Origin of the sequence: Amycolatopsis sp. WAC 01416 (assembly GCF_003947485.1) — a bacterium.
GTDB lineage: Bacteria > Actinomycetota > Actinomycetes > Mycobacteriales > Pseudonocardiaceae > Amycolatopsis.
Genome location: NZ_QHHX01000005.1, coordinates 76,343 through 99,900, shown reverse-complemented (window position 1 = coordinate 99,900; position 23,558 = coordinate 76,343). Strand labels below are relative to the sequence as shown.

The 23,558-nt window shown below is 67.4% G+C and carries 19 protein-coding genes, 1 tRNA gene and 1 pseudogene; 13 read left to right on the top strand and 8 right to left on the bottom strand.

What is annotated here, in order from left to right; translation table 11 throughout:
- The first annotated feature begins 10 nt into the window (after window positions 1–10).
- Together DL990_RS17695 and DL990_RS17690 are read left to right on the top strand one after the other, a co-directional pair.
- On the top strand, window positions 11–811 hold the full coding sequence (locus tag DL990_RS17695; RefSeq protein WP_125799328.1) for an SGNH/GDSL hydrolase family protein: 801 nt from the start codon (window positions 11–13) through the stop codon (window positions 809–811).
- Window positions 790–1,350 carry a TetR/AcrR family transcriptional regulator gene (locus DL990_RS17690; protein ID WP_125782444.1) on the top strand — a complete coding sequence of 187 codons (561 nt, stop codon included), beginning with the start codon at window positions 790–792 and terminating at the stop codon, window positions 1,348–1,350. The genes DL990_RS17695 and DL990_RS17690 overlap by 22 nt, the downstream gene beginning before the upstream one ends.
- Here the strand turns inward: DL990_RS17690 and DL990_RS17685 are convergent.
- On the bottom strand, window positions 1,335–2,777 hold the full coding sequence (locus tag DL990_RS17685; protein WP_125799327.1) for an NAD(P)/FAD-dependent oxidoreductase: 1,443 nt from the start codon (window positions 2,775–2,777) through the stop codon (window positions 1,335–1,337). The genes DL990_RS17690 and DL990_RS17685 overlap by 16 nt on opposite strands.
- 94 nt (window positions 2,778–2,871) lie before the next feature.
- On the opposite strand from DL990_RS17685, the gene DL990_RS17680 reads away from it, so the two are divergent.
- On the top strand, window positions 2,872–3,606 hold the full coding sequence (locus DL990_RS17680) for a DUF2786 domain-containing protein (protein WP_125782440.1): 735 nt from the start codon (window positions 2,872–2,874) through the stop codon (window positions 3,604–3,606).
- A 1-nt stretch (window position 3,607) separates the two neighbouring features.
- Here the strand turns inward: DL990_RS17680 and DL990_RS17675 are convergent, their stop codons facing one another.
- Window positions 3,608–3,943 (bottom strand): CPCC family cysteine-rich protein, encoded by a 336-nt coding sequence (locus DL990_RS17675; RefSeq protein WP_125799326.1) that lies wholly within the window; start codon window positions 3,941–3,943, stop codon window positions 3,608–3,610.
- A 50-nt stretch (window positions 3,944–3,993) separates the two neighbouring features.
- Between DL990_RS17675 and DL990_RS17670 the strand changes: the two genes are divergently transcribed.
- The 5 genes from DL990_RS17670 to DL990_RS17650 all read left to right on the top strand — a co-directional run bounded on the left by DL990_RS17670 (window position 3,994) and on the right by DL990_RS17650 (window position 8,391).
- Complete coding sequence (locus DL990_RS17670; RefSeq protein ID WP_125799325.1) at window positions 3,994–4,749, top strand: GNAT family N-acetyltransferase; 756 nt, start codon at window positions 3,994–3,996, stop codon at window positions 4,747–4,749.
- Window positions 4,750–4,777: 28 nt separating this feature from the next.
- Window positions 4,778–5,119 carry a metalloregulator ArsR/SmtB family transcription factor gene (locus tag DL990_RS17665; RefSeq protein WP_125782434.1) on the top strand — a complete coding sequence of 114 codons (342 nt, stop codon included), beginning with the start codon at window positions 4,778–4,780 and terminating at the stop codon, window positions 5,117–5,119.
- Complete coding sequence (locus DL990_RS17660) at window positions 5,116–5,385, top strand: hypothetical protein (protein WP_125782432.1); 270 nt, start codon at window positions 5,116–5,118, stop codon at window positions 5,383–5,385. The genes DL990_RS17665 and DL990_RS17660 overlap by 4 nt, the downstream gene beginning before the upstream one ends.
- A gap of 110 nt (window positions 5,386–5,495) precedes the next feature.
- Entirely contained in the window at window positions 5,496–7,676 is a 2,181-nt protein-coding gene (locus DL990_RS17655; RefSeq protein WP_125782430.1) for an MMPL family transporter, read from the top strand.
- Window positions 7,669–8,391, top strand: a complete 723-nt coding sequence (locus DL990_RS17650; protein ID WP_125782428.1) for a class I SAM-dependent methyltransferase — start codon at window positions 7,669–7,671, stop codon at window positions 8,389–8,391. The genes DL990_RS17655 and DL990_RS17650 overlap by 8 nt, the downstream gene beginning before the upstream one ends.
- On the opposite strand, the gene DL990_RS17645 is transcribed toward DL990_RS17650, so the two are convergent.
- Both DL990_RS17645 and DL990_RS17640 read right to left on the bottom strand, forming a co-directional pair.
- The gene (locus DL990_RS17645) at window positions 8,388–9,758 is read right to left on the bottom strand and encodes a UTP--glucose-1-phosphate uridylyltransferase (protein WP_125782426.1); all 1,371 of its coding nucleotides are present in this window, start codon (window positions 9,756–9,758) and stop codon (window positions 8,388–8,390) included. The two genes, DL990_RS17650 and DL990_RS17645, sit on opposite strands and share 4 nt — an antisense overlap.
- Window positions 9,759–9,789: 31 nt before the next feature.
- Window positions 9,790–10,362 carry a 5-formyltetrahydrofolate cyclo-ligase gene (locus DL990_RS17640; protein WP_125782677.1) on the bottom strand — a complete coding sequence of 191 codons (573 nt, stop codon included), beginning with the start codon at window positions 10,360–10,362 and terminating at the stop codon, window positions 9,790–9,792.
- A gap of 218 nt (window positions 10,363–10,580) precedes the next feature.
- On the opposite strand from DL990_RS17640, the gene glp reads away from it, so the two are divergent.
- The 4 genes from glp (at window position 10,581) to DL990_RS17620 (ending at window position 13,641) form a co-directional block, all read left to right on the top strand.
- Window positions 10,581–11,852, top strand: coding sequence for a gephyrin-like molybdotransferase Glp (glp, locus tag DL990_RS17635; protein ID WP_005155621.1), 1,272 nt, complete (start codon window positions 10,581–10,583; stop codon window positions 11,850–11,852).
- Complete coding sequence (locus tag DL990_RS17630) at window positions 11,852–12,523, top strand: GNAT family N-acetyltransferase (protein WP_125782424.1); 672 nt, start codon at window positions 11,852–11,854, stop codon at window positions 12,521–12,523. Before glp ends, DL990_RS17630 begins: the two co-directional genes overlap by 1 nt.
- A 161-nt stretch (window positions 12,524–12,684) precedes the next feature.
- On the top strand, window positions 12,685–13,497 hold the full coding sequence (gene glpR / locus DL990_RS17625; RefSeq protein ID WP_125799324.1) for a gephyrin-like molybdotransferase receptor GlpR: 813 nt from the start codon (window positions 12,685–12,687) through the stop codon (window positions 13,495–13,497).
- A gap of 71 nt (window positions 13,498–13,568) precedes the next feature.
- Window positions 13,569–13,641: transfer RNA gene (locus tag DL990_RS17620), tRNA-Ala, on the top strand.
- A 921-nt stretch (window positions 13,642–14,562) separates the two neighbouring features.
- On the opposite strand, the gene DL990_RS17610 is transcribed toward DL990_RS17620, so the two are convergent.
- The 4 genes and pseudogenes from DL990_RS17610 to DL990_RS17600 form a co-directional block, all read right to left on the bottom strand.
- Window positions 14,563–15,033 (bottom strand): hypothetical protein, encoded by a 471-nt coding sequence (locus tag DL990_RS17610; protein WP_125782420.1) that lies wholly within the window; start codon window positions 15,031–15,033, stop codon window positions 14,563–14,565.
- Window positions 15,034–15,103: 70 nt separating this feature from the next.
- Window positions 15,104–19,057, bottom strand: a complete 3,954-nt coding sequence (locus DL990_RS17605; RefSeq protein ID WP_233620501.1) for an ALF repeat-containing protein — start codon at window positions 19,055–19,057, stop codon at window positions 15,104–15,106.
- Window positions 19,058–19,123: 66 nt separating this feature from the next.
- Window positions 19,124–19,366: pseudogene (locus tag DL990_RS42410) on the bottom strand (ALF repeat-containing protein); the annotation flags it as partial.
- A gap of 73 nt (window positions 19,367–19,439) precedes the next feature.
- On the bottom strand, window positions 19,440–20,504 hold the full coding sequence (locus DL990_RS17600) for a hypothetical protein (protein ID WP_125799323.1): 1,065 nt from the start codon (window positions 20,502–20,504) through the stop codon (window positions 19,440–19,442).
- Window positions 20,505–20,892: 388 nt separating this feature from the next.
- Between DL990_RS17600 and DL990_RS17595 the strand changes: the two genes are divergently transcribed.
- Complete coding sequence (locus DL990_RS17595; RefSeq protein ID WP_158632633.1) at window positions 20,893–22,767, top strand: RICIN domain-containing protein; 1,875 nt, start codon at window positions 20,893–20,895, stop codon at window positions 22,765–22,767.
- Window positions 22,768–23,558 lie beyond the last annotated feature (791 nt).

Genomic DNA, 23,558 nt, shown 5'->3' with positions numbered 1-23,558 from the left:
GGAGATCTGGATGGGCTACCAACGTTTCGTCGCGCTCGGCGACAGCTGCGCCGAAGGGCTGGCCGATCCGCATCCGTCGGGTGGTTTCTACCGCGGCTGGGCCGACTTCGTCGCGGCACGTCTCGCCGAGGAAGAGCCCGTTTTCCGCTACGCCAATCTCGCGGTCCGCGGCCGCAGGCTCGACCAGATCCACGCCGAGCAGACCCCGGCGGCGACCAGGCTCCGGCCGGATCTGATCGCGTTGTTCGGCGGCGGCAACGACGTGATGAGCCGCGGCTGGGACGCGCGCACGGTCGCCCGCCGCGTCGACACGGCCATCCGCGCCTGCACCGAGATCGCGCCGATGGTCGTCACCTTCACCCTCAGCGACATCTCCCACCGCATGCCGATGGGTCACCGCATGCGCCCGCGCCTCACCGCGCTGAACGACGCCGTCCGCGAGGCGTCCGTCAGCTACGGAGCGACCCTCGTCGACCTGTGGCCGGACGACGCCGCGCACGATTCTCGCTATTTCGGGCCGGATCGGCTGCATCTGTCCGAGCAGGGCCACCGACGCCTGGCCGGGCACGTGCTCGGCAAACTCGGCGTCAGCCACGACCCGGCCTGGCTCGCGCCGCTGCCCGGTTCGGCCGGGCGCCCCGGCCTGCGCGCGGATCTGCGGTGGCTGACGCGGGAGGTCCTCCCGGTCGCGGTCACCCGTTTCCGCAACCGGCTCGTCGGCCGCCAGCCGGGCGACGGTTTCCTGCCGAAACGCCCCGACCTCCTGCCCGTCCACGAGGAGACCCGGTCGTGGGCGCCCGAACCCGCCTGATCGACACCGCGGCGAACCTGCTGGCCGAAGAGGGCGTCGGCGCCGTGACGCTGCGCGGGATCGCCAAGGCCGCCGGCGTTTCGCACGGCGCGCCGCTGCGTCATTTCCCCGGCCGCGCCGCCCTGCTCTCGGCGGTCGCCACCCGCGGCTACACCGAACTGCTCGATCGCGGCGCCGGGCTGCCGGACGGGACACCACGCGAACGGCTCATCGCGGCCTGCCACGGCTACCTCGATTTCGCGCTGGCCAATCCGGCGATGTTCGAGCTGATGTTCCGCCGCGATCTGATCGACGCGGACGATCCCGAGCTCACGCGGGTGAGCAGCGCGGTGTTCGACTTCTTCGCCGCGATGGTCGCCGAACTGCAGGAAGGCGGCTGGCATCCCTCGACCGATCCTCGGCTGCTCGCGTCCTCGCTGTGGGCGTCGCTGCACGGTCTCGCCCAGCTGTGGCTGTGGGGCGGGCTGGCAGGCGCGAGCTTCGCGCCGACACCGGAACGAGCGCTGGCCGTCACGCTGGACGCCTACCTCGGGTCGTGAACCAGACGCTCGAAATCCTTGCCCAGCACGGATTTCGCGGCATGCCAGCCGCCCATTCCGTGCACGCCGGGCCCCGGCGCCGTCGCTGCCGAACACAGGAAGACGCCGCCGAGCGGGGTCCGATGTGGATTCCAGCGCGGGACCGGCCGTCCGAGCATCTGCCGCAGGTCCACCGCTCCGGCGGCGATGTCACCGCCGGGATAGTTCGCGTTGTAGGCCTCGAGTTCCGGCGCGGTGACACAGCGGCCCGCCAGGATCGTGTCGGTGAACCCCGGCGCGAACCGTTCGATCCGCCGCCGGACGAGTTCGGTGACGTCTCGCGGATCCCCGTGCGGCACATGGCAATACGCCCAAACCGGCCGTTTGCCCGGCAACCCGCGGGACGGGTCGATCGCCATCGGATCGGACACGAGCACGAACCGGTCTTCCGGATCTTCCCCGCGCAGGATGGCGTTTTCGGCGGCGTACACCTGGTCGCGCGTTCCGCCGAGATGGACGGTGCCCGCCTTGCCGACCTCCGGTACCGCCCACGGAACCGGTTCGGACACCAGGAAATCGACCTTCGCCACGCCGGGACCGTAGCGGTAGGACTCCAGCGCCTTCCGGTATCGCGGCGGCAGCAGGTCGCGGGCCATTTCGAGGAAACCACGCGGGGCGATGTCGAGGATCACCGTGCGCGACTTCGCCAGCTGCCGCAGATCCGTGATCCGGCTGCCGGTGTGGATCCGGCCACCGTGCGCGCGGACGTCGGCGGCGAGAGCCTCGGTGATCGCTTGGCTTCCGCCGCGGACGATCGGCCAGCCCGTCGAATGCGCGAGATGGCCGAGCAGGAGCGTCGCGCCCGCGGCGGCGAGCGAAGGCTGACGGCTCATCACATGCGCGGAAACACCGGAGAGCAGCGCGGGCGCTTCGGGACCGGTGAACAGGCGCCGCTCCAACCCGGAAGCGAGCATCGCCATCCGGGCCGGGAGAAGGGCGGCGACCCGAGGGTCGCGGGGCGGCCGGCGCAGGTCCCCGAGCAGCAGATCGGCCAGTTCACGGCTGTGCCGGGCCAGCGGTCCCAGCAAGCGGCGCCACCGCGGGCCGTCCGTACCAAGGGCATCACAGGTCCGGTCGAGATCTTCATAGGCGAGTCCGGCCCGGTTACCGTCGAGCGGATGCGCGTACGCGATCTCCGGCCGCAGGAGGTCGACTCCGTGCCCGGCGAGACCGAACCAGCGGAAGAAAGGCGACGCCGCCGCCAGCGGATGTCCGGTGGCGCAGATGTCGTGACGGACTTCGTCGTCGAACAGCGACGCCGTCCTCGTTCCGCCGCCGATCTCGTCCGCCGCTTCGTGCACTTCGACCGACAGGCCCGCCCTGACCAGCAAGACCGCCGCCGCGAGCCCATTCGGGCCCGCACCGACCACCGACACGTCGATCGACATACCGCCCCCTTGCCGGGATGCGGACATCCCGCCCGAATATTGTCGGACCTCTCTCCTAGATTGATCCGCTCCAACCCAATCAGGAAGGAGGGCCATGCCCGACCATGACACGCTGCTCGCGCGCGTCCGGAAACTCCTCGCGAAGGCGGAGGACCCGGCGGTCACCGAGGCCGAAGCCGAGTCGTACAACACCAAGGCCGCCGAACTGATCGCCAGGTACGGCATCGATCAGGCGTTGCTGGCCGCCTCCGGGGCGACGGCGGACGAGATCACCCAGATCATGATCCCGCTCGACAACCCGTACAGCCGGGACAAGGCGGGACTGCTCACGAACATCGCGCATCCGCTGCGCTGCCGGGCCCTGCTCCACCGGCTCGGCCAGTCGGTCACCGCGGTGACGGTGTTCGGCTTCCGCTCCGATCTGGAACGGACGGAACTGCTGTACACGAGCCTGCTGCTGCAGGCGACCACCCAGCTGACCCGGGTCCGCCCGGAGAACCGGGTGTTCGCTGGCGAATCCCTGGCCGCGTACCGGCGCACCTGGCTGCACGGATTCTCCGGCGCGGTCTACGAACGGCTCCGCAACAGTGAAGACACCGCGGCCCGCACCCACACCACCGCGGCAGGCCATCGCTCCGCCGAACTGGTCATCCAGGACCGGACGGCGATGGTCAAACAGGCGTACGACGAGCAATACGGAGACCTGCGCTCGGCACCGCCGAGGCGGTTGTCCGGCAGCGGCTACCTCGACGGTCACTCCGCCGGCGAGCGCGCCAACCTCAACACCACCGGCATCACCGGACGGCGCCGCGCGCTGCCCGTACGCTAGTTCAGTACCGCATCCGCTTCACCCGCTTGACCTTCGCGTCTTCGGGCAGCGGACGAGCGCTCCCGCCGGGAGGAATCTCGTCCGGTTCCGGAGGACGGACATTGTGGATATGCGCCTCTTCGCAGGCACCGTGAAGATCGAAGTCGAGCCGAGCCACCGTGAGCGACAGGCGCCCGTTGGGCCCGCCTCGGACGACGTTCGCGTCGTGATCATCCTGCCCGTCGTCCTCCCAGAAGCAGACAGGGCAGATCTCGTACACGCCGCGCTCGCCCACCGTGAGATAGCCACAGCAAGGACAGGCGTGCACCCCGCCGCCTGGTCCGCACTCGGCTCGCATGGCTGAAATCCACCTCGTGAGAATCGCGTGTCCTCGGCTCTACTGAGGACATGATCGTAATCGAAGACCTGGCCACCCGGCCCGACCTGCGCGAGCCCGCGCTCGCCCTCGGCGGTGTCGGCGGTGAATTCCTCCGGCACGACCTGGCCGGTCTGCTGGCGAAGTCGTCCCACCTCGCCGCCCGCTGGCCGGAATACTTCCTCGTGCTGCTGAAAGACGATGTCCCGGTGGCGAGAGCGGCCGCCGTCCCGGTCGGCTTTCCGACGCCCGAACGCCCGGAACTGCCGGACCACGGCTGGGACGCCGCCTTGATCTGGGCCGCGGAAGATCTGCTGAGCACCCGTGAGACGAAGACGCTGATCGCACTCGAAGTAATGGTCGCGCCAGGCCGTCGTGGCGGCGGCCTGGCCACAAAAGCGTTGGAGGCATTGAAAAAGCGCGCCTCGGAAACAGGTATGCGCAAGCTCGTCGTGCCGGTCCGCCCGGCCGGGAAGGAGAATGCGCCAGGACTGTCCTTTGAGGACTACATCGCGCGCCGTCGCGCGGACGGGCTGCCGGAAGATCCGTGGCTGCGCACTCATGAACGGGTCGGCGCCCGGTTCGTGAAGGTGGCGCCGTTCGCGATGACGGTCACCGGCATCTTCGCCCAATGGAAGGCGTGGACCGGCGTCGACCTCCGGGACGGTCTCACGGCCGTGCCGGGCGGGATCGCGCCGGTGCTCGCCTCCTCGGCACTGGACCTCGGCGTCTACGTGGAGCCGAACGTCTGGCTGGAGTACCTGGTAGATCAACCCGGCACCTGCTAGATTTCTTTGGCATGTGCAGGAGCGCGGCATGACCGCCACCGGACCGTCCGGCGACGAGCTGCTGCGACTGCTGGGGGCGCTGGCGAATCCACACCGGCTGCGGATCGTGGCGGCGCTGCGTGCGGAGCGCGCGTATGTGAGCCAACTGGCGCGAGCGCTCGGCATCAGCCGCGCGCTGTTGCAGCTCCACCTGCGCAAACTGGAGGCGGCCGGGCTCGTGTCGGCCGCACTGGAGCTGTCGGAGGACGGGAAAGCGATGAAGTTCTACGAGGTGAATCCGTTCTTGATCGAGCTGAGCCCGGACACCATCGCCGCCGCGGCGCCGACGCTGAGCACACCGGCACCGGGTGACGAGGGGGAACGACCGTGAAGTGGCATCAATGGCAGGAGGTCGCCGGGCTGATCGGCATCTTCGTGTTCCTCACCGTGGTGATCACGGTGGTCGTGTGGCAATTCGGCGCGACCATCCGGGCCAAGGGCGCCCTCGCCCGCGAGCACGAATACCGCAGGCTCGCCGAAAAAGCCGTCCAGGCGCAGGAAGAGACCGAACGCAAACTCACCGAACTCGACGGACGCCTCGCCGATCTACGGAAGAGCGTCGGCACGGTCGAGCGGATCCTCAAGGAGGTCGACTGACCACCGGTGAAAGACCCTGGGCCGCCGAGCGGCAACTCGACGGCCCAGGAAAGAAGAAGCAAAAACCTCGCCCGAGGCATCTCACTCCTTCACGCAAAGGACTGTAGTTCATGCTGCCCGAAAAGATCGCCGCCTGGTCTCTGCGGCACCGCGCAGTCACCCTCGTCGGCTGGGTCGCCCTCGTGGTCCTCGCCCTGCTGTCGGGAATGCTGCTGGACGGCGAAAGCCGTCGAAGCACCGATCCCGGCGAGTCCGGTCGCGCACAGACCGCTTTGAATGCCCAGGACACTTTCGAACCGTTACGCGAGAACGTTCTCGTCCAGGCGAATGAACCCGGCTCGCGACCGTTCGCCACCGACGAGGAACTCCGGCGAGCGACCGAAGACCTGGTGACGACACTCACCCGATCCGGCTCCGTCACCGACGTCCGCTCACCGCTGGCCACCGACGGTGCCGAGCGGATCTCGGCCGACGGCTCGTCCGGCCTCGTCGGCTTTTCGATCGCGGGCGGGGAGAAGGACATCCGCCCGAACTTCGAAACCGCGTCCGCACTGGTCGACAAGGTCGCTTCCCGGCATCCGTCCGTCCGGCTGGGCCAGTCCGGGGATCTCAGCCTGTCGACCGTGGTCGACAAGGGCATCCGGGAGGACGTGAAGCGTTCGGAACTCCTTTCGCTGCCGCTGACGCTGGTGATCCTGCTGATCGTTTTCGGCGCGCTGGTCGCGGCGTCGGTGCCGTTGTTGCTCGCGGGCACGACCGTCGCGGCGACATTCGGCTTCCTGTCCGTCGTCGACGACTTCACCCCGATCAACGGCGCGACCACGGTGATCACGCTGCTCATCGGGATGGCGGTCGGCGTCGACTATTCGCTGTTCTTCCTGAGGCGGCAACGAGAAGAACGCGCGCGCGGCCACTCCGTCGACGACGCGATCCGCATCGCGGCGCGGACCTCCGGGCACGTCGTGGTCGTCTCCGGCGTCACGGTGGTCCTGTGCGTGAGCGGGCTGGTGTTCACCGGACTCGACAACTTCACCGGCCTCGCGATCAGCACGGCGTTCGTGGTCGGGCTGGCCGTGCTCGGCGCGGTCACCGTCCTCCCGGCGCTGCTCTCGCTGCTGGGCGGCAAGGTCGATCGCGGCCGGATTCCCTGGCTGGGCAAGCGCCGCACCGCCGCGGAGAAGTCACGGTTCTGGTCCGCGACGGCCCGCGTCGTCACCCGGCGGCCGTCGCTGTGGGGCGGACTCGCGGTGGCGCTGCTGATCCTGCTCACGCTCCCCGCCCTCGGCATGCGGCTGCAGGATCCGACACCGGCGGAGAGCCTGCCGCGGTCGGTCGCGACGATCGACGTCGCCGTCCGCACCCAGGAAGCCTTCCCGGGAGCCGTCTACCCCGCGACGGTGGTGCTGACGGCCGAAACCGGCGGCCCGGTCGACAGCCCGGCGCTGCGGTCGGCGATCACGGATCTCGACCGGCGGATCGGGGAGACCTCCGGCGTGCTCAACAAACCCGTCACGGTGGCGAACGTCGACGACGCCGTGGTCGTCCGGGTCCCGCTGTCCGGCGCGGGCCGCGACGCGGAAGCCGATGCGGCGCTGGCGAAACTGCGCAACGAGGTACTCCCGCAGACGATCGGCGAGGTGGACGGAGTCGAGTTCGCGGTTTCGGGGCGCACGGCGAGCGCCCGCGACTTCGCCGACCGAGTGGTCGAGCGGATGCCGCTGGTGTTCGGGTTCGTCCTGCTGGCGGCGTTCGTGTTGCTGCTGCTGGCTTTCCGGTCCGTGGCGGTGGCGCTCGGGTCGATCTTGCTGAACCTGTTGTCGATCGGCGCGGCGTATGGCGTGCTCACCTGGATCTTCCAGGACGGCCATTTCGCTTCCCTGCTGGGATTCACCCCGTACGGCGGGGTCGTCGGCTGGCTGCCGATGTTCATGTTCGTCCTGCTGTTCGGGCTGAGCATGGACTACCACATCTTCATCCTGAGCAGGATCCGCGAACACCGGGCCGAAGGCGCCGTCACCGCGATCGTCCGCGGCACCGGCACCAGCGCGGGGGTGATCAGCGGTGCGGCGGTGATCATGGTCGGCGTGTTCAGCGTCTTCATCACACTGAGCGCGATCGAGTACAAGATGATGGGCGTCGGGATGGCGGTCGCCGTGCTGATCGACGCCACGCTGGTCCGCGGTGTGCTGCTGCCCGCTCTCCTGACCACGCTGGGAGAACGGGCCTGGCGGCGCGACGGTAAATCCGTGGCCCTCGAACGCGTCCCGGAACTATCGTCGCCGAATGCCTGACGCGCTCTTCGCCCACGCCCGGCTCGCGCCGATCTACGACGCCTTCGACGGCGCTCGCGACGACCTGGACCACTACCTCGCCATCATCGGCGAGCTCGGGGCGAAGAGAGTGCTCGACGTCGGCTGCGGCACCGGCTGTCTGGCGGTTCTCCTGGCCGGTCGCGGGATCGAGGTCGTGGGGGTCGATCCGGCCGAGGCGTCGTTGGAGATCGCGAGGGCCAAGGACCCTCAGGGGAAGATCACCTGGGTCCACGGTGACGCGAAGGCCGTGGGCGCGGCGGGCGCCGAGCTCGCGGTGATGACCGGGAACGTGGCACAGGTCTTCCTGTCCGACGGCGAATGGCGCCGGACGCTCGAAGGCGTCCGCACCGCGTTGGTGCCCGGTGGTCACCTGGTGTTCGAGATCCGGCGCCCCGGTCGCCGCGTGTGGGAGGACTGGGCCGCGGACACCGCGCACGACATCATCGACGTTCCCGGCGTCGGCGAGGTCGAGCAATGGCGTGAGGTCACCGAGGTGGACCTCCCGTTCGTGTCGTTCCGGTACAGCTACCGGTTCGCCGACGGCGAGGTCGTCACCTCGGACTCGAAGCTGTGGTTCCGCGAACGTGAAGATCTCGAATCCTTGCTGGCCGAACACGGCTTTCGCGTCCTGGACGTCCGGGACGCCCCCGACCGTCCAGGACGCGAGTACGTGTTCATCACCCAGCGGGACTAGAGGACTTCGCCGTCCGGAACGGTTTTCGGCCCGGTGATCTTCACGTCGCCGCGGACGACGACGTTCTTCCCGAAGGTGACGTCGCCGTCCACCGAGAGGCTCGTGCACTCCTTCAGCGAAGGGGCGGAAGGGATACGCGCGTCGAAGTCCGGCAGGAGCTTGTAGAACTCCTTGCTCAGCGACACGACCGGCGGGGCGGTGAACTCCGGGATCATCTCCCCGCCCTCGTCGAGCACGTACGCGTCGGACCGGACGACGAGCAGGTCGTCGGTGGTCTTCACCGGCGCGAAGCGGCTCCGCGGGATCTCGATGGCCCGCGCGCCCTCGACCGAGCCGATCGCCGCGCCCATCGCCGTCTCGAGCTGGATCACCGGCGTACTGGCCGAATCGGCCGGATCGACGGTCTTCCGGTTCACGATCAGCGGCAATTGCGGCGCGGCCGGGTCGGCGTCCTGCAGGGCTTTCAGCCGTTCGAGGTCGACCCAGATGTTGTTGGTGTTGTAGAAACGCCATTTGCCGACATCGCCGAACGAGTCGTCGCCGTCGGGGACCTGCGCGGATTCACGCAGGACGATCCGGCCCGCGCGCCGCGCGAGGTGCCCGCCCTTGCGGTCGGCAGCGGTGCCGAGCACGGTCTCCATCGCGAACGGGACGTTCTCGCTCGCGAGCCACGCGGCGATCCGCGCGTCCGGCAGCGCGCCGAGGTTGTCGGCGTTGGACACGAAACACCAGCGGATGCCCTCCGCCAGCAGCGTTTCGAGCATCCCGCTCACCGCGAGCGCGATGTAGATGTCGCCGTGTCCCGGCGGGCACCATTCGAGTTCCGGGTTCGCGGGCCATTCGGCGGGCCGCCCGTCGGCGGTGATCTTCGGTTCGCGGCCCTGCAGGAAGTCGGCCGGGATGACGTCGTCGGCGAGATCGGGGTACTTCTTCAGCAGTTCAAGCGAAGGTTCGCGGGTGCCCGCCGAATTCATCAGGATCAGCGGAAGCCGCGCGTTGTACTTCTCGCGGGTCGAAAGCACCTGCATGGCGATGACGTCGAGGAACGTCTTCCCCGGCTTGATCTCCAGCAGCGACTTCGGACCGGTGAGCCCCATGCTCGTGCCCAGCCCGCCGTTGAGCTTCAGGACGGCGGTGCGGTCCAGCACCCGGCGCGCTTCTTCGGCGTCCGGCTCTGGCAGGTCGACGAGCCTGCTGATGTCTTCGAGGGGTTCGAGTTCGTTTCCCGGCAATTGACCGGCGCCGGGTTCGGACAGCTGCTCGAGACGCCTTCGCAGGGCGGCCAGCTCCATGGCGTGGGCCCCCGCGGAACGCATTTTCGACAGCGTTTCGGCGAACTGATCGGACAGGTGCGCGTCAGAGCTCATTGTGCCCTTTCTGAACCACTGCGTCGGGGCGTCAGTCTATTACCGGTCGCGGCGCCAGGCCGTGCTCCGGGGTCAGTACCCCGGTCATGCGGACGTCATGCGGTTCCGCGGGCAACTCACGCACGAGTTCGGTGTCGCGGACTACCGCGATCAGCGCCGCACCGGGCGCGGCGAAGGCGAGCGACCGGTCGTAGTAGCCGGCACCCCGGCCCAGCCGGACGCCTTGATCGTCGACGGCGAGTGCGGGGATCAGCACCAGATCCGCCGTCCCCAGCGTGTCGGGACCGAGGCGGCGCCCCGTCGGTTCGAGCAGCCCCCGCAGCCGGCCGGGCCCGAGGCTCGGCGGGCCTTCGTAGACGGCCCACTCCAGCGGCCCCGGCGCTTCGGGGACGACTGGCAGCAGCACACGTTTCCCCAGGTCGAGAAGTTGATCAAGCAGTCCCGTCGAGCCGGGTTCGGTACCGAACGGGACGTAGGCGCAGACGACCTCGCCCGGCAGCCGAGCGGCCGCGACGGTGAGCGCCGCGGCCTCCCGCAGCCGCTCTTCCGCCACCTGCGAACGTCGTTCGGCGGTTATCCGGGAACGCCACTCCGCTTTGCTCAGGTGTTCATTGCCGGGCTCGACCACGCGGTCAGGTTAGGCTTCACGCCTATGACAGGCGCAGCGACCACCCCGGCGGCACGGACCACGAGGAGCTTGCCCGATCGGGCGATTTCCGCGGCTTCGGACCGCATCACTCCTGGTAACGGTGGTGAACTTCAGTTCACCGACGGGCCTTCATCGCGTGCCTGGTCGAACGAACGGATCGAGATCCCCCAGTCATGACGGAGCCCATCGCCGAAGCGGCAGAGACCGAAGACGCGGGACAGTTCCGTTCCGTCGAGGATCAGATCGCGCTGACCCTGGACGCCGCGGTACGCCCGCGTCCGGTCCGGGTCGCCATCTCCGAGGCCCAAGGCCTCCTGTGCGCCGAAGAGGTCGTCGCCGAACACGCGCTGCCCGGTTTCGACCAGGCTGCCGTCGACGGCTACGCGGTACGAAGCGTCGATGTCCGCACCGCGGGCCAAGAGCCGGTGCAGCTGCCGGTGGTCGGCGAGATCGCGGCCGGTTCCCGCCAGCCGCGGCGGCTACAGCCGGGCCAGGCCGTGCGGGTCGACACCGGCGCGCCGCTGCCGACACTCGCCGACGCCGTCGTCCCGACCGCCTACACCGACGGTCACCAGGCCAAGGTCACCGTGCACAAGTCCGTGCCGTCCGCGGGCTACGTGCGCAGGACCGGCGAGGACGTGCAGATCGGCGACGTCGCCGTACGCAAGGGCGACACCATCGGCTCGGCCCAGGTCGGCCTGCTCGCCGCGGTCGGCCGGGCGAAGGTCCTGGTCTACCCGCGGCCGCGGGTTTCGATCGTGTCGGTCGGCGACGAACTGGTCGACATCGACCGCACGCCGTCGGTCGGGCAGGTCTACGACGTCAACTCCTACGCGCTGTCCGCCGCCGCGCGCGACGCGGGCGCCGAGGTGAGCCGCGTCGGCATCGTCCCCGGCGATCCGAAACGGCTGCGCGAGATCGTCGAAGGCCGCCTGCTGATGTCGGAGATCGTCGTCGTCGCGGGCGGCGCCGGCGGAAGCGCGGGCGACGAGGTGCACGCGGCACTGTCCGACCTCGGCCACATCGACATGACCCGCGTCGCCATGCATCCCGGTTCGGTGCAGGGCTTCGGCAGGCTCGGCCCCGATTCGGTGCCGACGTTCCTGATCCCCGGCAACCCGATGAGCGCGCTGGTCGTGTTCGAGGTCCTGGTCCGCCCGCTGATCCGCGCCGCGCGCGGCACCCGCAACCCGCACCGCCGGATCGTCGGCGCGCGGCTGCTCTCCCCGATCACCTCGACCAAGGGCCGCAAGGGTTTCCTGCGCGGGCAACTCCTGCGTGACGAGGGCAACGGCGAGTACCTGGTGCAGCCGCTCGGCACCTCCGGCGCGCATCTGCTGGCGTCACTGGCCGAGGCGAACTGCCTGATCAACATCGACGAAGACCTCACCGAGGTCGCCGCGGGCGAGCAGGTCAAGGTGACCTTCCTGGCCCAGCGGGCGTAATGGGCGCACCGATTTCCGGCGTCGCGTATCCGATCGAGAGCAGGCATCCGGGCTGGCCCGCGAAGCTGGGGCCGCTCCGGGTGCCCGCCGGGATCCTCGCCGTCCGGCCGATCCGGCTACGGGACGCCGGCGAGTGGAGCCGCGTCCGGCTGCGGGATCGCGAACACCTCGAAATGTGGGAACCGACCGGTGTCGGGCCGTGGCCGGACCGCAACGCGTACTGGTCGTGGCCGTCGCAATGGCTGGCCCTGCGCGGGCTGGCCCGGCGCGGGCAATGTCTCCCGTTCACCATCACGGTGGATGGACGCTTCGCCGGGCAGATCACTGTGGGTAACGTCATCCGGGCGTCGCTCCGGTCCGCCTGGATCGGCTACTGGGTGTCATCGGACATCGTCCGCGGCGGCGTCGCGACCGGCGCCGTCGCCCTCGTCACCGACCACGTCTTCGACTTCGGCGGGCTACACCGGCTCGAGGCCACCGTCCGTCCCGAAAACACCCCCAGCCTGCGGGTTCTCGCCAAAGCGGGGTATCGCCAAGAGGGCCTTTTCGAGCGATATCTCGACGTCGCGGGCGGCTGGCGCGACCACTTCTGCTACGCCGTCACCAAGGAGGAAACCGGTGACGGACTGGTGTCGCGGCTCGTCGCGAAGGGCCACGCGGAGCGCGTTTGACCCCGTCACCGGGTCGTTTCGGTGACCGCGTTACCACATGCTGTGAGATTCACCTAATTTGGTGATGCATTTTCCGTGATCGAAACCGGCGAGTCTGCGCGGCGTGTGTGACTGTTGTGGCTAGCGTGACTACAGCAGTGGATCGGGGGAGGTGACGGGAGATGCCCAGTTCGGTGATCATCGTCGCGCTCGCAGCGGCATGGCTCGTCGTTCTCGTGCCCATGGTCGCCCGCAAGCGCCAGCAGGTCGCACGGACGACGGACTCGGCCTTGGCGGCGCGAGTCGTGCGGAGCGGGAGCACACGCCACGAGGGACCGGAGGAGTTCGCGATGGCGGAGAACACGGAACCATCGGTAGAAGACGACCTGGCCGAACTCGAGGCGGAGCTCGACGCCGACCTCGAAGACGAGGAGCCGGAAGCCGAACCGCTTCCCCAGCCCTCGCACGCGGCCCGTCCCGAAAGAGAACGCCAAGGCGCCGGCTACCGGCCGGGCCGGGGCGGATTCGACCCGGAGGCGGCGGACATGGCCGCCCGCGCCAAATACGCGTTCCGGCAGCGGGTCGTCATCGCGCTCCTGGTGCTGGTCGTCACCACCGCGGCCGTCGCAGGCTTCCTGACCCCGACGGTCTGGTGGGCGAACGGTGTCGTCGACGCGGGCCTCATCGGCTACCTCGCGTACCTGCGCCGCCAGGTGCGCATCGAAAACGAGATCCGGCAGCGCCGCCTCGCCCGCTTCAACAACACCCGCGCCCCGCGCCGCCCGGCGAACGCGGGCGACGACGAGTCCCATGAGTCCCACGAGGACGTCGAGGTCGTCGCCGCCGAACGCCCGGCCGTCGTGGAGCGCAAACCGTCCCCGATGTCCCGCCTCCGGCGCCAAGCCGTCGTCGTCGACCTCGACGACGAGGATCCGGCCTTCCACGAGCTCGATGAGCCCGGGACCAGGCCTTTCCGCCGGGCCGCAGGAGAGTGACCCCCGGATTTTGGGGCTCCATGAGCCACTGATAGGCTCATGGAGCTCCAAATGAGGGGCAAGCTTCACCAGGGGCTGTAGCGCAGTTGGTAGCGCGTCTCGTTCGCATCGAGAAGGTCAGGGGTTCGATTCCCCTCAGCTCCACCGAAAGTTCGATTTTCGCGGTTTGACCTGCGGGTTTGCATGCCACAGTACCCTCTCGCTCATGGCACGAGCGAGAGGGTTTTCGCTGTTCAGGACATGTTTGGTGTTTTAGTCCAGTACTGTGCGGGCCTGGTGGGCTGACGTTGTTCAGGTCACAGCGTGGCGGGCCACAGCTCATGGTTGGTGATGCGGTCGTCGGCGAGGGGAGCCGACGGAAGAGCATGCGTTTGAGTAGTCGCTGGTGGTTCTCGGTGCAGCCTTGGTAAGCCTAAGCCAGTATCACGAAGCTATCGACGGCATGAACTGACTGTTCCGTGGCTCACCTCGCCAAGCGCCGAAGAAGGTGCCGCACCGGCGGAGGTCCAGACTGGCCGCGAGCCTGCTTGCCGATCTTGTCGTGTTCAAGCAAGGAGATCAATTGGAGCGGACCGTCGGCGACAGGTCGCCGATCGGCACCACAAACTCAGCGGTAGGCAGTCTCGTTCGAACGGGCTTCCGTACTGCGCTACAGGTCCGCCGTCAGTTTCGCGTTGCGTCCCTGACCAGCACCATCCCGCCCTGGTGGCGATCCCATGCCGCCTCGTCGCGCCCGGCGAGGCGTAGGTTGGACGCCTCCAGTGCGCGTTGCACCGCCCAGCCGGGGCGAGCTGAGCGAAATGCCGTACTCGTCGTTGCCCGCGTAGCCGTCATAGCCGAACCGCAGGCCTTATACGCGGCGAGCAGGCGATCGGTGGCACGCGTATCGAGCCCCTAGTCGCCGTCGGCGATTATCGTGCTCATGCCCGCCACGATGCGTGCGACGGTCTAATCCAGCGTTTCGCTCATCCGGCAACCTCTCTTGGTGAATCCCCGAACGGCAGCGACTTTCGGCGAGCCGGCCCGTCAACCGTATCGGGTTCTTGATCTTGCGTTGGCGGGAAGTCACAGGCCCTCGGCTTCCTCCTGCGTGATCGGTATGAGATCGCCGCCCATGCTGTCGCGTTCGAGCTTGCTGCGGACGTAGCTGCGCCGCCAGCCGGACGAAGTGTGCGTCTCCTCCAGGTTGTACCCCTGAGGACTGATCCACGTCCGGATCGCCAGAACCGTCCTGCCGAGCTCCACGAGCTTGAAGTACTCGTACTTTCCGTCAACTGGGTCGAACATGTGGACACGGGCGTACTGGATGGCCTCGAACCCGAGCCCAGCCTCCTCGGTGATCGGGCGAATCTCAGCGCTTCCATCGGCCTCGACATCGCTTAGTTCCCTCGAAGGCTCCCAGGCGAGCTCGTCGGTGAAAGCCTCCTCATGCAGGACGCCCTGCGCGTCAACCCATCGACGGCAGACCAGCGCAGGTTCCTCAACACGAGGGAAGGCAGTTGTCATGATCGCGTAGTACAGATACTGCCATTCCATAGGATCCTCGTTCCGCAACGAGCCGCGCCCCTGGCTGTGGCCACCAGGGGCGCGTCCGTTGTGACTGTCGTTAAGGTTTGGTGGGCGAGATGTTGATCGCGCCCACGGGTGTCTCGACCGGACCGAAGATGAGCGCGGACTGCCGCTCGAATTCTTCGATCTCCTCCAGGATCCTGATGCGCACTGCCGCTCGCTCACGTTCAGGGTACTGGTTGAAGTCGACCGCTTCGAGCGCTCGCTTCTGCTCGTAGCCCCAGTGCTCGACTCTGTCCTTGGCGTGGAAACTCTCCGGCGTGTGGAACTGGACCTCGAACAGCTGTCCGTCCTTCGTCCTGTACGTGACGTTGATGCCGGGATAGTTGCCCTGGCCCGCTTCCTTCTTCACCCAGAAGTTCTTGACCTTGACCTCTTCGAAGTGCTTGGCGAACTCCCACAGCGCGTTCTGGGCGCCGAGCGCGTAGGTGCCCTTGGGGAAGTTGATCGTGTACCGGACAGCGTCGTTCATCTTGTCCGCGACCTGGTCCGGCGATCGCTTCGGCGGCGTCGGATCTCCGGGCTTGTCCGCCTTCGGGTTCATCTCGTCGAACAGCTTGCGCTTGTACGAAGGGTAGGGGGCCTGCCCCTTGTCCTTCAGCTCGTAGCTTTGGCCCACGCGCTCCGCCGTCGGGATCTTCTTCGCGACCTCGTCGACCTTGGCCGTGATCGCCGGCTCCCGGGCTTTGGCTTCGTCCATCTTTCGGTTGGCCCAGGCGTTGTCCTCGGGCGAGAGCCGGACCTTCAGCGCACCCAGCGACGTACCGGCTTGGTATCCAAGGTCAATGTCGTGCTCGTAGGAATTGTCCGGGTTGGTCTTCGGTCCCTCATTTTTTCCGCAACCCGCAGAGGCCACCGCCATGGCAGCGACTGGACAGTACTTCGGTGGCTCGACCTTCAGCTTGGCGCCGTCGAGTCTCGCCAGGCCGTTCTCGATCCGCAGCGTGCCGCCTTCGAGGCGGATGATCGCCCCGTCAACGAGATTCGGCGAGCCCTCCGGCCGGACCGTGAACGGCTCCATCCGGTACAACCGCTCGTCGACGACCGCGATGGCGCCGTCGAACTTGGCATCTCCGTTGTCGAAACGCGCCTTCAGGTTGAGGAGCTCACCGACCGCATTCGGCAACTTGTCGCGGACGGACTCGTGCAGCTTGACCGCATAACGCTCCAGATCGGCCAACTGCTTCGACAGCGGGCCGGAGCCGCCGTCGATCTTCTTGGAAAGTGTTCGGACGGTCTTCCACGCCGCACCGCCACTGCCACCAGCGTAAATGGTGGCTACGGTGGCGGTGATGTCGAACGCGAGCCCGCCGAACGCCTTGCCGGGGTTGGTCTGCCACTCAGGCAGATTGATCCACATGTACGGGTTCTCGATGGCGTAGATGGCGCCGTCGAGGATCTCCTTGCACTTTGACCAGTTACCCGTGTCCACGCCGGAGATGACGCAGCCGCCGACCTCCCACACGGTGACGAACGGGCTGACTGCAGCTGCGGCGAAACCCTTGATCGCTTCCCAGGAGAATTCGAGGGCCTTCTTCGTTTTCTCGTGATATCGCGTGCAGGCGTCCGCATCGACGCCGGACGAGCACCAGAACCAGTCTTCGATGTAGTTGCCCAGGGCTTCAAGATCCGCCCCGATCCGCTCCTTGATCTTGCCCAGCAGCTCCTGGCATTTCGGATCCAACGTGTCGGACTTGCACTTGATGGCCGTCATCAGGGTGTCGAACGTCAGCTTGTTCAGCTCTTGCCGCTTGCGCTCGGCCTCCCCCGCGGCCAGGCGCACAGCTTCGTCGTACCGCTTGCGGATGTCGATGACCTGCTTCAGGCGGTCGCTGACCGACTGCTCGAAGGCGTCGAAGCCCTTGGTGACTTCCAGCGCGGCGCTGCGGATCCTCTCCGCCGCTCCCGCTGCTTGGCCCGCCGCCGCTGCGGCCGAAGATGCGGCGTTGGCGGACTGGCTTGCCAGTGTCGCGTCGGACCGGGCCGAGTTCGCCCACTGCGCGGCCGTGGCCGCCGAGCCCGACGCAGCAGTCGCGTGCTGCGCCGCCGTGTTCGCCGCGTCGTTGGCGGTGAGTGCGTCCTGTGCGGCCGCGTTCGCCGCGGCGACGGCGCGGGCGGCCGCCTCATAGGCCGGTTTGATGTCGGCGACGGCCTCGTCGGCCGCTTTCTGCGCACGGACCGCGGCCGCTGCCGCTTCTGTCGCCTTCCCCCGTGCCAGACGGGATTGTTCCTCGCTGATGAGCAGTGCTTCGGCGGCGCTCGCCAGCGCTCTGCGGGCGTCGGCGTTGATCCCGGCGAACGGCTTGAGGATGCTTTCCGCCGCCCGCACGGGATCGATGACCAGTTCGGCGGATGCTGCCGCAGCTGCTGCCGCTCGGTCCGCGATCATGGACTGGTACACGGACTGGTTGGCCTCACGCACTGCGGACTCGGCCTCGCGCTGCACCATCTCGGCCGCGTTGTTGGAGGCGACTGCCGCGTTCGCGGCCTCCAGCGCGAGGCGGTGCGTTTCGTCCGCAGCACGGCGTGCCGTCACCGCTTCCTGGTTCGCGCGCATCGCCGCCTGGTGCGCCGCGTTCGCCGCGTTCGTCGCCTTCTGCGCCTCGGCACGCGCGGTGGCCGCAGCGGCCCTGGCCCGGCTCGCCCACGCCTCCGACTGGGCGGCGGCGGCCTTGGCCTTGTTGGCCTCGGCCTCGATACGCCGGTACTCGTCCCAGGCCTCGCCACCGAGCTGCTCGGCCTTCCTGAGCGCGTCCAGCAGCTTCGGCTCGTACTCGTGGTAGAGCGCGGCGTACTGGCCGTAGACGGTCTCCGCGTCCTTGAGCTCTTGCCCGAGCTGCGCGGCCTTCTGGACTGTCGCGTCCATGTCGGCCTTGTACTGGACAGCGTTGTTGTAGGCGGTCGTGGCGTCCTTGGACTTGGCGATAGCGTTCTTGGCCGCGCTTTGCGCGTTCGCCCGGGCGGTGCGGGCGTTCGCGGCGTGCTGCTTGGCCTGCGCCGCCTTTTGGGCGGCAAGGTTCTTCTGCTGTTCGGCGCGGTCGCGGGCTGCGAGGGCGATGTCACGCTGAACCCTCGCCGCCGCGGCCAGGTCGAGTGCCCGCTGCGCCTGGCGTTCGGCTTCCGCGCGGTACTTGTGAGCGTTGTTCGCGTGCTCCTGCGCGTTGCGGTCCGCATCGAGCGCGCGGCTGTCGGCCAGCGTCGCCTCGATCGCGTGCTGTGAGGTCTCCGCAGCGAACGCGGTCGCCTCGACGGCATGACTGATGCCGATGGTGACCTTGGCCCAGTCCAGGCCGTTGGTCAGACCTGCCTCGACGAGGCGGGCCGCGGCGTTGTGGACCTGGGTGTTGATACCCCGGGCTTCCCCGGCGACGCGGCCGCCTCGCGCGGCGTACTCCGTCGCCTCGGCACGCAACGCGTCGATGTCCTGGTTTCGCCCCTTGGCACCGTTCACCCGGCCGGGCTTATCTTCCTGGAAGATCTTGTCGGCCTTGTGCGCCGCCTTCACGGCCATCTGCATCGCGAACAGGCCGTCTTCCATGACCTTGACGGCGTTGATGTTCGCACGCATGATCTCGGCCCGTGCGTCCGCCGCCGCTTCCGCGCGTCGCGCCAAGGCGTTGAGCTCGGTGATCGCCTTGTTGCGATCCTCCAGCGCCTTCTCGATGACCTGCTGGAAATCGTGATCGCGCTGGTTCGCCTCGGCGTAACCGGTCAGGTAGAACTCACGGATGCGGGCGTAGTCGCCGGTCAGCAGGATCGCTTCGCCCTCGACCTGCACTTGTGGTCCACCCTGCGCGACCATGTCCCGCACGCGCCCGGTGATGCGATCCTGTTCGGCCTTCGAGTCTTCGGCGTCCTTCTGGTCCTGCTTCTCGGCGATTTCCTTGCCGTAGGCGACGAAGTCGGCGATCACCTTGTCGTCGCCGGAGTCGAGTGCTGTCTGCGCCCCGGCCCGGACGTGCGGTCCGCCGGTCTGCGCCCAGCCCTGCACCAGTTCCCGGTTCTTCGCCGCAGTGACACGTTTACGTTCCGCCGCCTTGGCCTTGGCCTCCGCCTCGCCGTAGTCGAGGAACCAGATGATCCTCGCCGGATCGTTCGAGTCCAGCGCCGCCTGCGCGGCCTCCCGGACCTCGATGTCGGGCGCGTGCTTGGCGATGTCCTCGACCAGCTCACGGTTGAACTGGTCCTCGTCGTCCAGGGGAGGGGGATCCTCCGACACGACGGTCGTGGCCGCGACAGCAGGCGCCGTCGCGGGCGCCGCAGCGGCCTGGGCGGGGACAAGGCCGCCCAGCAAAGCCATGATCATCGTGAGGACTACGGCCGTCACCGGTCTGCGCCACAGCGCGGCGCCAGTAGATGTCTTGTTCATGCGGTTACTGATCCCCTCGGTCCCGCTCGGTGGCCGCTGTGGCGTTCGCTCGTGCTTGTGCGGCGATCGCCTGCCAAGCGCTTGCCTGCTGGATGGCCCACTCGGCCTCATCGGCCCACGACGTGTTGCCCTGCTCGGCGCGGGCGAGGACACTTGCCCAGTCCTGTCCGGTCGTCGCGGCACGGGCGTGCGCGGCGACCTCGGCCCACGCCGCGGCCTGAGAAGCCGCCTTGTCCCGTTCGGCCGTCCAGTCCACAGACGACTGACTTGCTTGGTCGTCGATCGAACGCCACGCCGCGATCGCGTCGGCGCGCGCCTTCCGCGCGAGCTCACCGCTCGACTCACGCTCGGCCTTCTCAGCAGCAAGCGCGGCCTCGGTCAGCAGCCGGATCTTGCTGTGCCACAGGGCGTTCAGATCCGCCGCGGTGCGACGGAAGGCCTCGTCGTCCAGCTTCGCGGCGCTCGCCCAGTAGTACTTGAAGAACAAGCCGATCGCGACATCGTCACCGACCGACAATGCGCGCCCCGCGGCGGCCCGTACCTGCGGGCCGGGATCGTGCGCGGCGAGCTCAGCGACGTAGTCGCGATCAGCCCGTGCCTGCGCGGCGATCTTCTCCTCGTACCTGTTGTCGTTGATCTGGTCCAGTTCTTGCGCTTTCGCGAGGCCGCTCTGGACATAGTCGACTTTTTCACTGTCCGAGCCCAGCAGAACGCGGGAAGACGTAGCACGCACCGCGCTCCCGGGAATCGAAAACCTGTTGACATCCAAAATGTATCGGGTATTACGGGCGACTGTCTCCGCTGCCCGGTTCTTCGCTTTCTGATATCCGAAATCCAGGAATTCCCTTATCGCCTCGGCTCCCCTGGAGCTGAGTATCGCGTGCCAGGCCTCAGCCGTTACTTCCGGCCGGTAATCCCGCGTCGCTATCCGCCGGACACGACTGCGTTCCACCTGTTCCACCTGGTCAGCCGCATCGGCGACGGCGATGACGTCTCCGTCTGCCGCTGCGGGCGAGCCGGCCGAAACGATACCTCCGGCAGCGATTGCCGCGACCAGTGCCGTGCGCATGAGTACATGACGGCCCAATTTGTTCCCCCTAATGAATCCCCCGAACAAACAGCCTGGCGAGCAAGAATGCTCGCCTAAGTCTTAGCACGCCTCGAACGCAGGCGATCAGTGATCTAGACCACTCGTGGTTGCTGGCCCCGTGTGAGTCATGTCAATGTTCAAGAAACATTGACCAATGGTGTCACGACACTACTTACGACATAGTCCATATGGGCGTATTGCATTGGTCTCAGAGGGGGAGAATTCTTTGTCCAGATTCAGTCTGGTCCGCTGCGGCGTGCGCGGAATAGCCGCGCTATCCATCGCTGCGACGCTGGCCGGTGGCGTCGCAGCGGCTCCGGCACAAGCGACCGAGCCCACTCCGTCTTCGGCGGCGTCCACGCAGGCCGTGCCGGAGTCGACCACCGACGAAAAGGCCGCGGCCGCGCGTGAGCTCAACCTCCTCCTCACGCCCGAAATGGCGGTGATGAGCGATAAGAACTTCGTGATCACGTTGTGGCAGAAAGCCCGCGAGGGCAGTCAGGTCAAGTCCGCCGCGCTCAAGGCGTTCACAGACACGACTGACGAGAACGCCTGCTACACGTTCATCAAGACCGGCATTTTCGAGGCCGTCCGGCTGGACCAGATCGAGCTGGCGAAGAAGGCAGAGCGCGACCGTCAGCGGCTTGCGGCCGCTGCCGAGATCGGCTGGGTCACCGTGCCGCAGGCGCAATTGGACGGTTCGCTGGAGAACTTCGTCTTCAAGCTGTGGGAGATGTCGGAAGAGGGCAGCGATGTCAAGAAGGGGGCCGCGGCTGTCCTGAAGACGGGTTCTACGGACGACCAGCGCCAGGAGTTCGTGGTCACGGGGATCTACACTGCGTCTGCAGCCGACAAGAAGCGCAAGATCGAGGAAGCCGAACGTCTCGAACGCGAACATCTCGAGCGCCAGGCGAACCGGACGGCGAAGGAACGCGCCTGGGCGGCCGCGACGAAGTCGACGGCCACCGAAGAACTCAAGAACCTGCCTGATCACGAGTTCATCTACGAGGTGATCAAGCGCGCCATCGGCCCCAAGGTGAAGGCGGCGGCGCAGGTTGCCTACGACAGTCGTGACGCGGCGGCGTGGAAGGCGTTCATCTTCACCGGTGTGCACGAGGCACACCAGGCGGACATCAAAGAGCAGGAACGGCTCGACGCAATCGAGGCCGAACGTCAGATCCGGGTTATCCTCGACAGGGCCGAACGCGACGGCTATCAGCCGAACCTGGTCGCCGCAGCCCGCGCCGCCCTCGCAGGCACCACCGCCCAGCGCAACGAGTTCCTCCTCACCGGCCAGCACGCCGCGGCCAAACTCGACCTGATCAAGCCGGCCGACAAGCGGGTCGTCGAACTGCAGGGCATCCAGTCCGGCCGCTGTCTTTCGGTCGCCGGCCCGTGGGACACACCGGGCCGGGGCGCGCTCGCCGCCGGCGCAAGCGGCGAGCTCTGGGACTGTGCCCGCAGCCCGAAGCAGGTCTGGGAGCTGCAGGCCACCGGCGGCAGTCAGTACCGTCTGCAGAACCTCGCGTCCAAGATGTGCTTGGACATCAGCGGCGACAACGTGATCCAGAACCCATGCAACGACCACCCGAACCAGCGATGGGAATTCCTGGAAAACGCCGACGGCACGTTCCAGCTGAAGAACGTCGGCTCCGGCCGATTCGCCACCGCGGCCGACTCGGGTACCGGCAACGCGACCTTGATCGTGCAGTACACCAACACCAACTCGATTGACCAGCGGTGGCGCCTCATCGATCCGACCCACGTCTCGTGGACCGTCGAGATGCGACTTGGCACCATTCAGATCAAGGGTGTTCACTCCGGCCGGTGCGTCCAGGTTGCGGGTGTCTGGGGCACGCCGAATCAGGGCGCCAATGCCGACCTCGCCGGCACCGAACTCTGGGACTGCGCTGGCGGAGTCAAGCAGGTCTGGGAACTGGTCCCCTTGGGCGACAAGAAGTACGGCTTGAAGAACAAGAACTCCGGAAAGTGCCTCGACGTGCGCTACGGCGAGGTCGCCAACGGCACACCGCTGATCCAGTTCGGCTGCCACTACGGCGGCGCCCAGCAGTGGGTGTTCGTCCAAGGTGACAACAACACCCTCGGCCTCGCCAGCGCCCTGACCGGCAAGTTCGCCGACGTCACCGGTTGGCAGACCGGAAACGGTGCGGGCATTTCCCAGTACGACGGCACCGGCAGTGCCAACCAGCGCTGGACGATCATCCAAATGACCACCGCGTAACCGACGGTATCTCTTCGAAGGCCGCCATCAGTGAGAGCGTTCCTGGTGGCGGCCTTCACTATTCGGCTGATCACTGCTTTCGGAGCGGCCTTGGCCGAAGGGCCCAGTACTCCCACGGCAGATAGAGCCGGGACAGCGCACTCGCGATGGCAGCGAATGATCTAGGGGAGATGCCATGCGCGATCAGCACTACGCCAGTCGCGAGCACAGCGATGAACGAGTCAGTTCGGAGGTTTCCACTGCACGCGCACAGCGTGGCGCATCGGTGCCGCCGCTGTTACCGAGCATGTTTGCCTGCTGTCGTCGAATGGCTTCGAACCCGGACAGTCGCCCATCGTTGCCGAGGCAGGCGGGGCCGCCCGTGAGTGTCATGGGTCGGGCCACCGCGCTCCCGCAACCTAGTCAAGACCGTCGCATGGTCGACGTTAAGGTGTTCTCCGACTCGAGCCAGGGACCAGCCGAGATTGTAAAGATGGATCGCTTCATCGACCTGCTCAGGTGACAACCCCCGTCGGCGTATCTGCACACCATTGCGATGAAGAATGTCGCTGACCGTTCGACGATCGATGCCAAACCGGGCGCCCAGATCGTAGGTCGTGGCCCCCTCGAGATAGCCATCGATCAGCGCTTGGATCTGGACCGCGTCGAGTTGCCGCGCCCGCCTCGGTTTCGACCGGTCGACAGACGACGCAGCGAACTCCGACGGGTCAGGAAGCTTCCGAAGCAAGGTCTCCATGGCTTCTACCTGGGGTTTTGTGTTGTAGCAAGCTCCCCCAGGGTCCACCCTAGAG

Bases quoted from the DNA above. Each gene is read 5' to 3' on its own strand.
- DL990_RS17695 (WP_125799328.1), top strand. From the start codon at position 11: ATGGGCTACCAACGTTTCGTCGCGCTCGGCGACAGCTGCGCCGAAGGG.
- DL990_RS17685 (WP_125799327.1), bottom strand. From the start codon at position 2,777: ATGTCGATCGACGTGTCGGTGGTCGGTGCGGGCCCGAATGGGCTCGCG.
- DL990_RS17680 (WP_125782440.1), top strand. From the start codon at position 2,872: ATGCCCGACCATGACACGCTGCTCGCGCGCGTCCGGAAACTCCTCGCG.
- DL990_RS17675 (WP_125799326.1), bottom strand. From the start codon at position 3,943: ATGCGAGCCGAGTGCGGACCAGGCGGCGGGGTGCACGCCTGTCCTTGC.
- DL990_RS17670 (WP_125799325.1), top strand. From the start codon at position 3,994: ATGATCGTAATCGAAGACCTGGCCACCCGGCCCGACCTGCGCGAGCCC.
- DL990_RS17665 (WP_125782434.1), top strand. From the start codon at position 4,778: ATGACCGCCACCGGACCGTCCGGCGACGAGCTGCTGCGACTGCTGGGG.
- DL990_RS17655 (WP_125782430.1), top strand. From the start codon at position 5,496: ATGCTGCCCGAAAAGATCGCCGCCTGGTCTCTGCGGCACCGCGCAGTC.
- DL990_RS17650 (WP_125782428.1), top strand. From the start codon at position 7,669: ATGCCTGACGCGCTCTTCGCCCACGCCCGGCTCGCGCCGATCTACGAC.
- DL990_RS17645 (WP_125782426.1), bottom strand. From the start codon at position 9,758: ATGAGCTCTGACGCGCACCTGTCCGATCAGTTCGCCGAAACGCTGTCG.
- glp (WP_005155621.1), top strand. From the start codon at position 10,581: ATGACGGAGCCCATCGCCGAAGCGGCAGAGACCGAAGACGCGGGACAG.
- DL990_RS17630 (WP_125782424.1), top strand. From the start codon at position 11,852: ATGGGCGCACCGATTTCCGGCGTCGCGTATCCGATCGAGAGCAGGCAT.
- glpR (WP_125799324.1), top strand. From the start codon at position 12,685: ATGCCCAGTTCGGTGATCATCGTCGCGCTCGCAGCGGCATGGCTCGTC.
- DL990_RS17610 (WP_125782420.1), bottom strand. From the start codon at position 15,033: ATGGAATGGCAGTATCTGTACTACGCGATCATGACAACTGCCTTCCCT.
- DL990_RS17600 (WP_125799323.1), bottom strand. From the start codon at position 20,504: ATGCGCACGGCACTGGTCGCGGCAATCGCTGCCGGAGGTATCGTTTCG.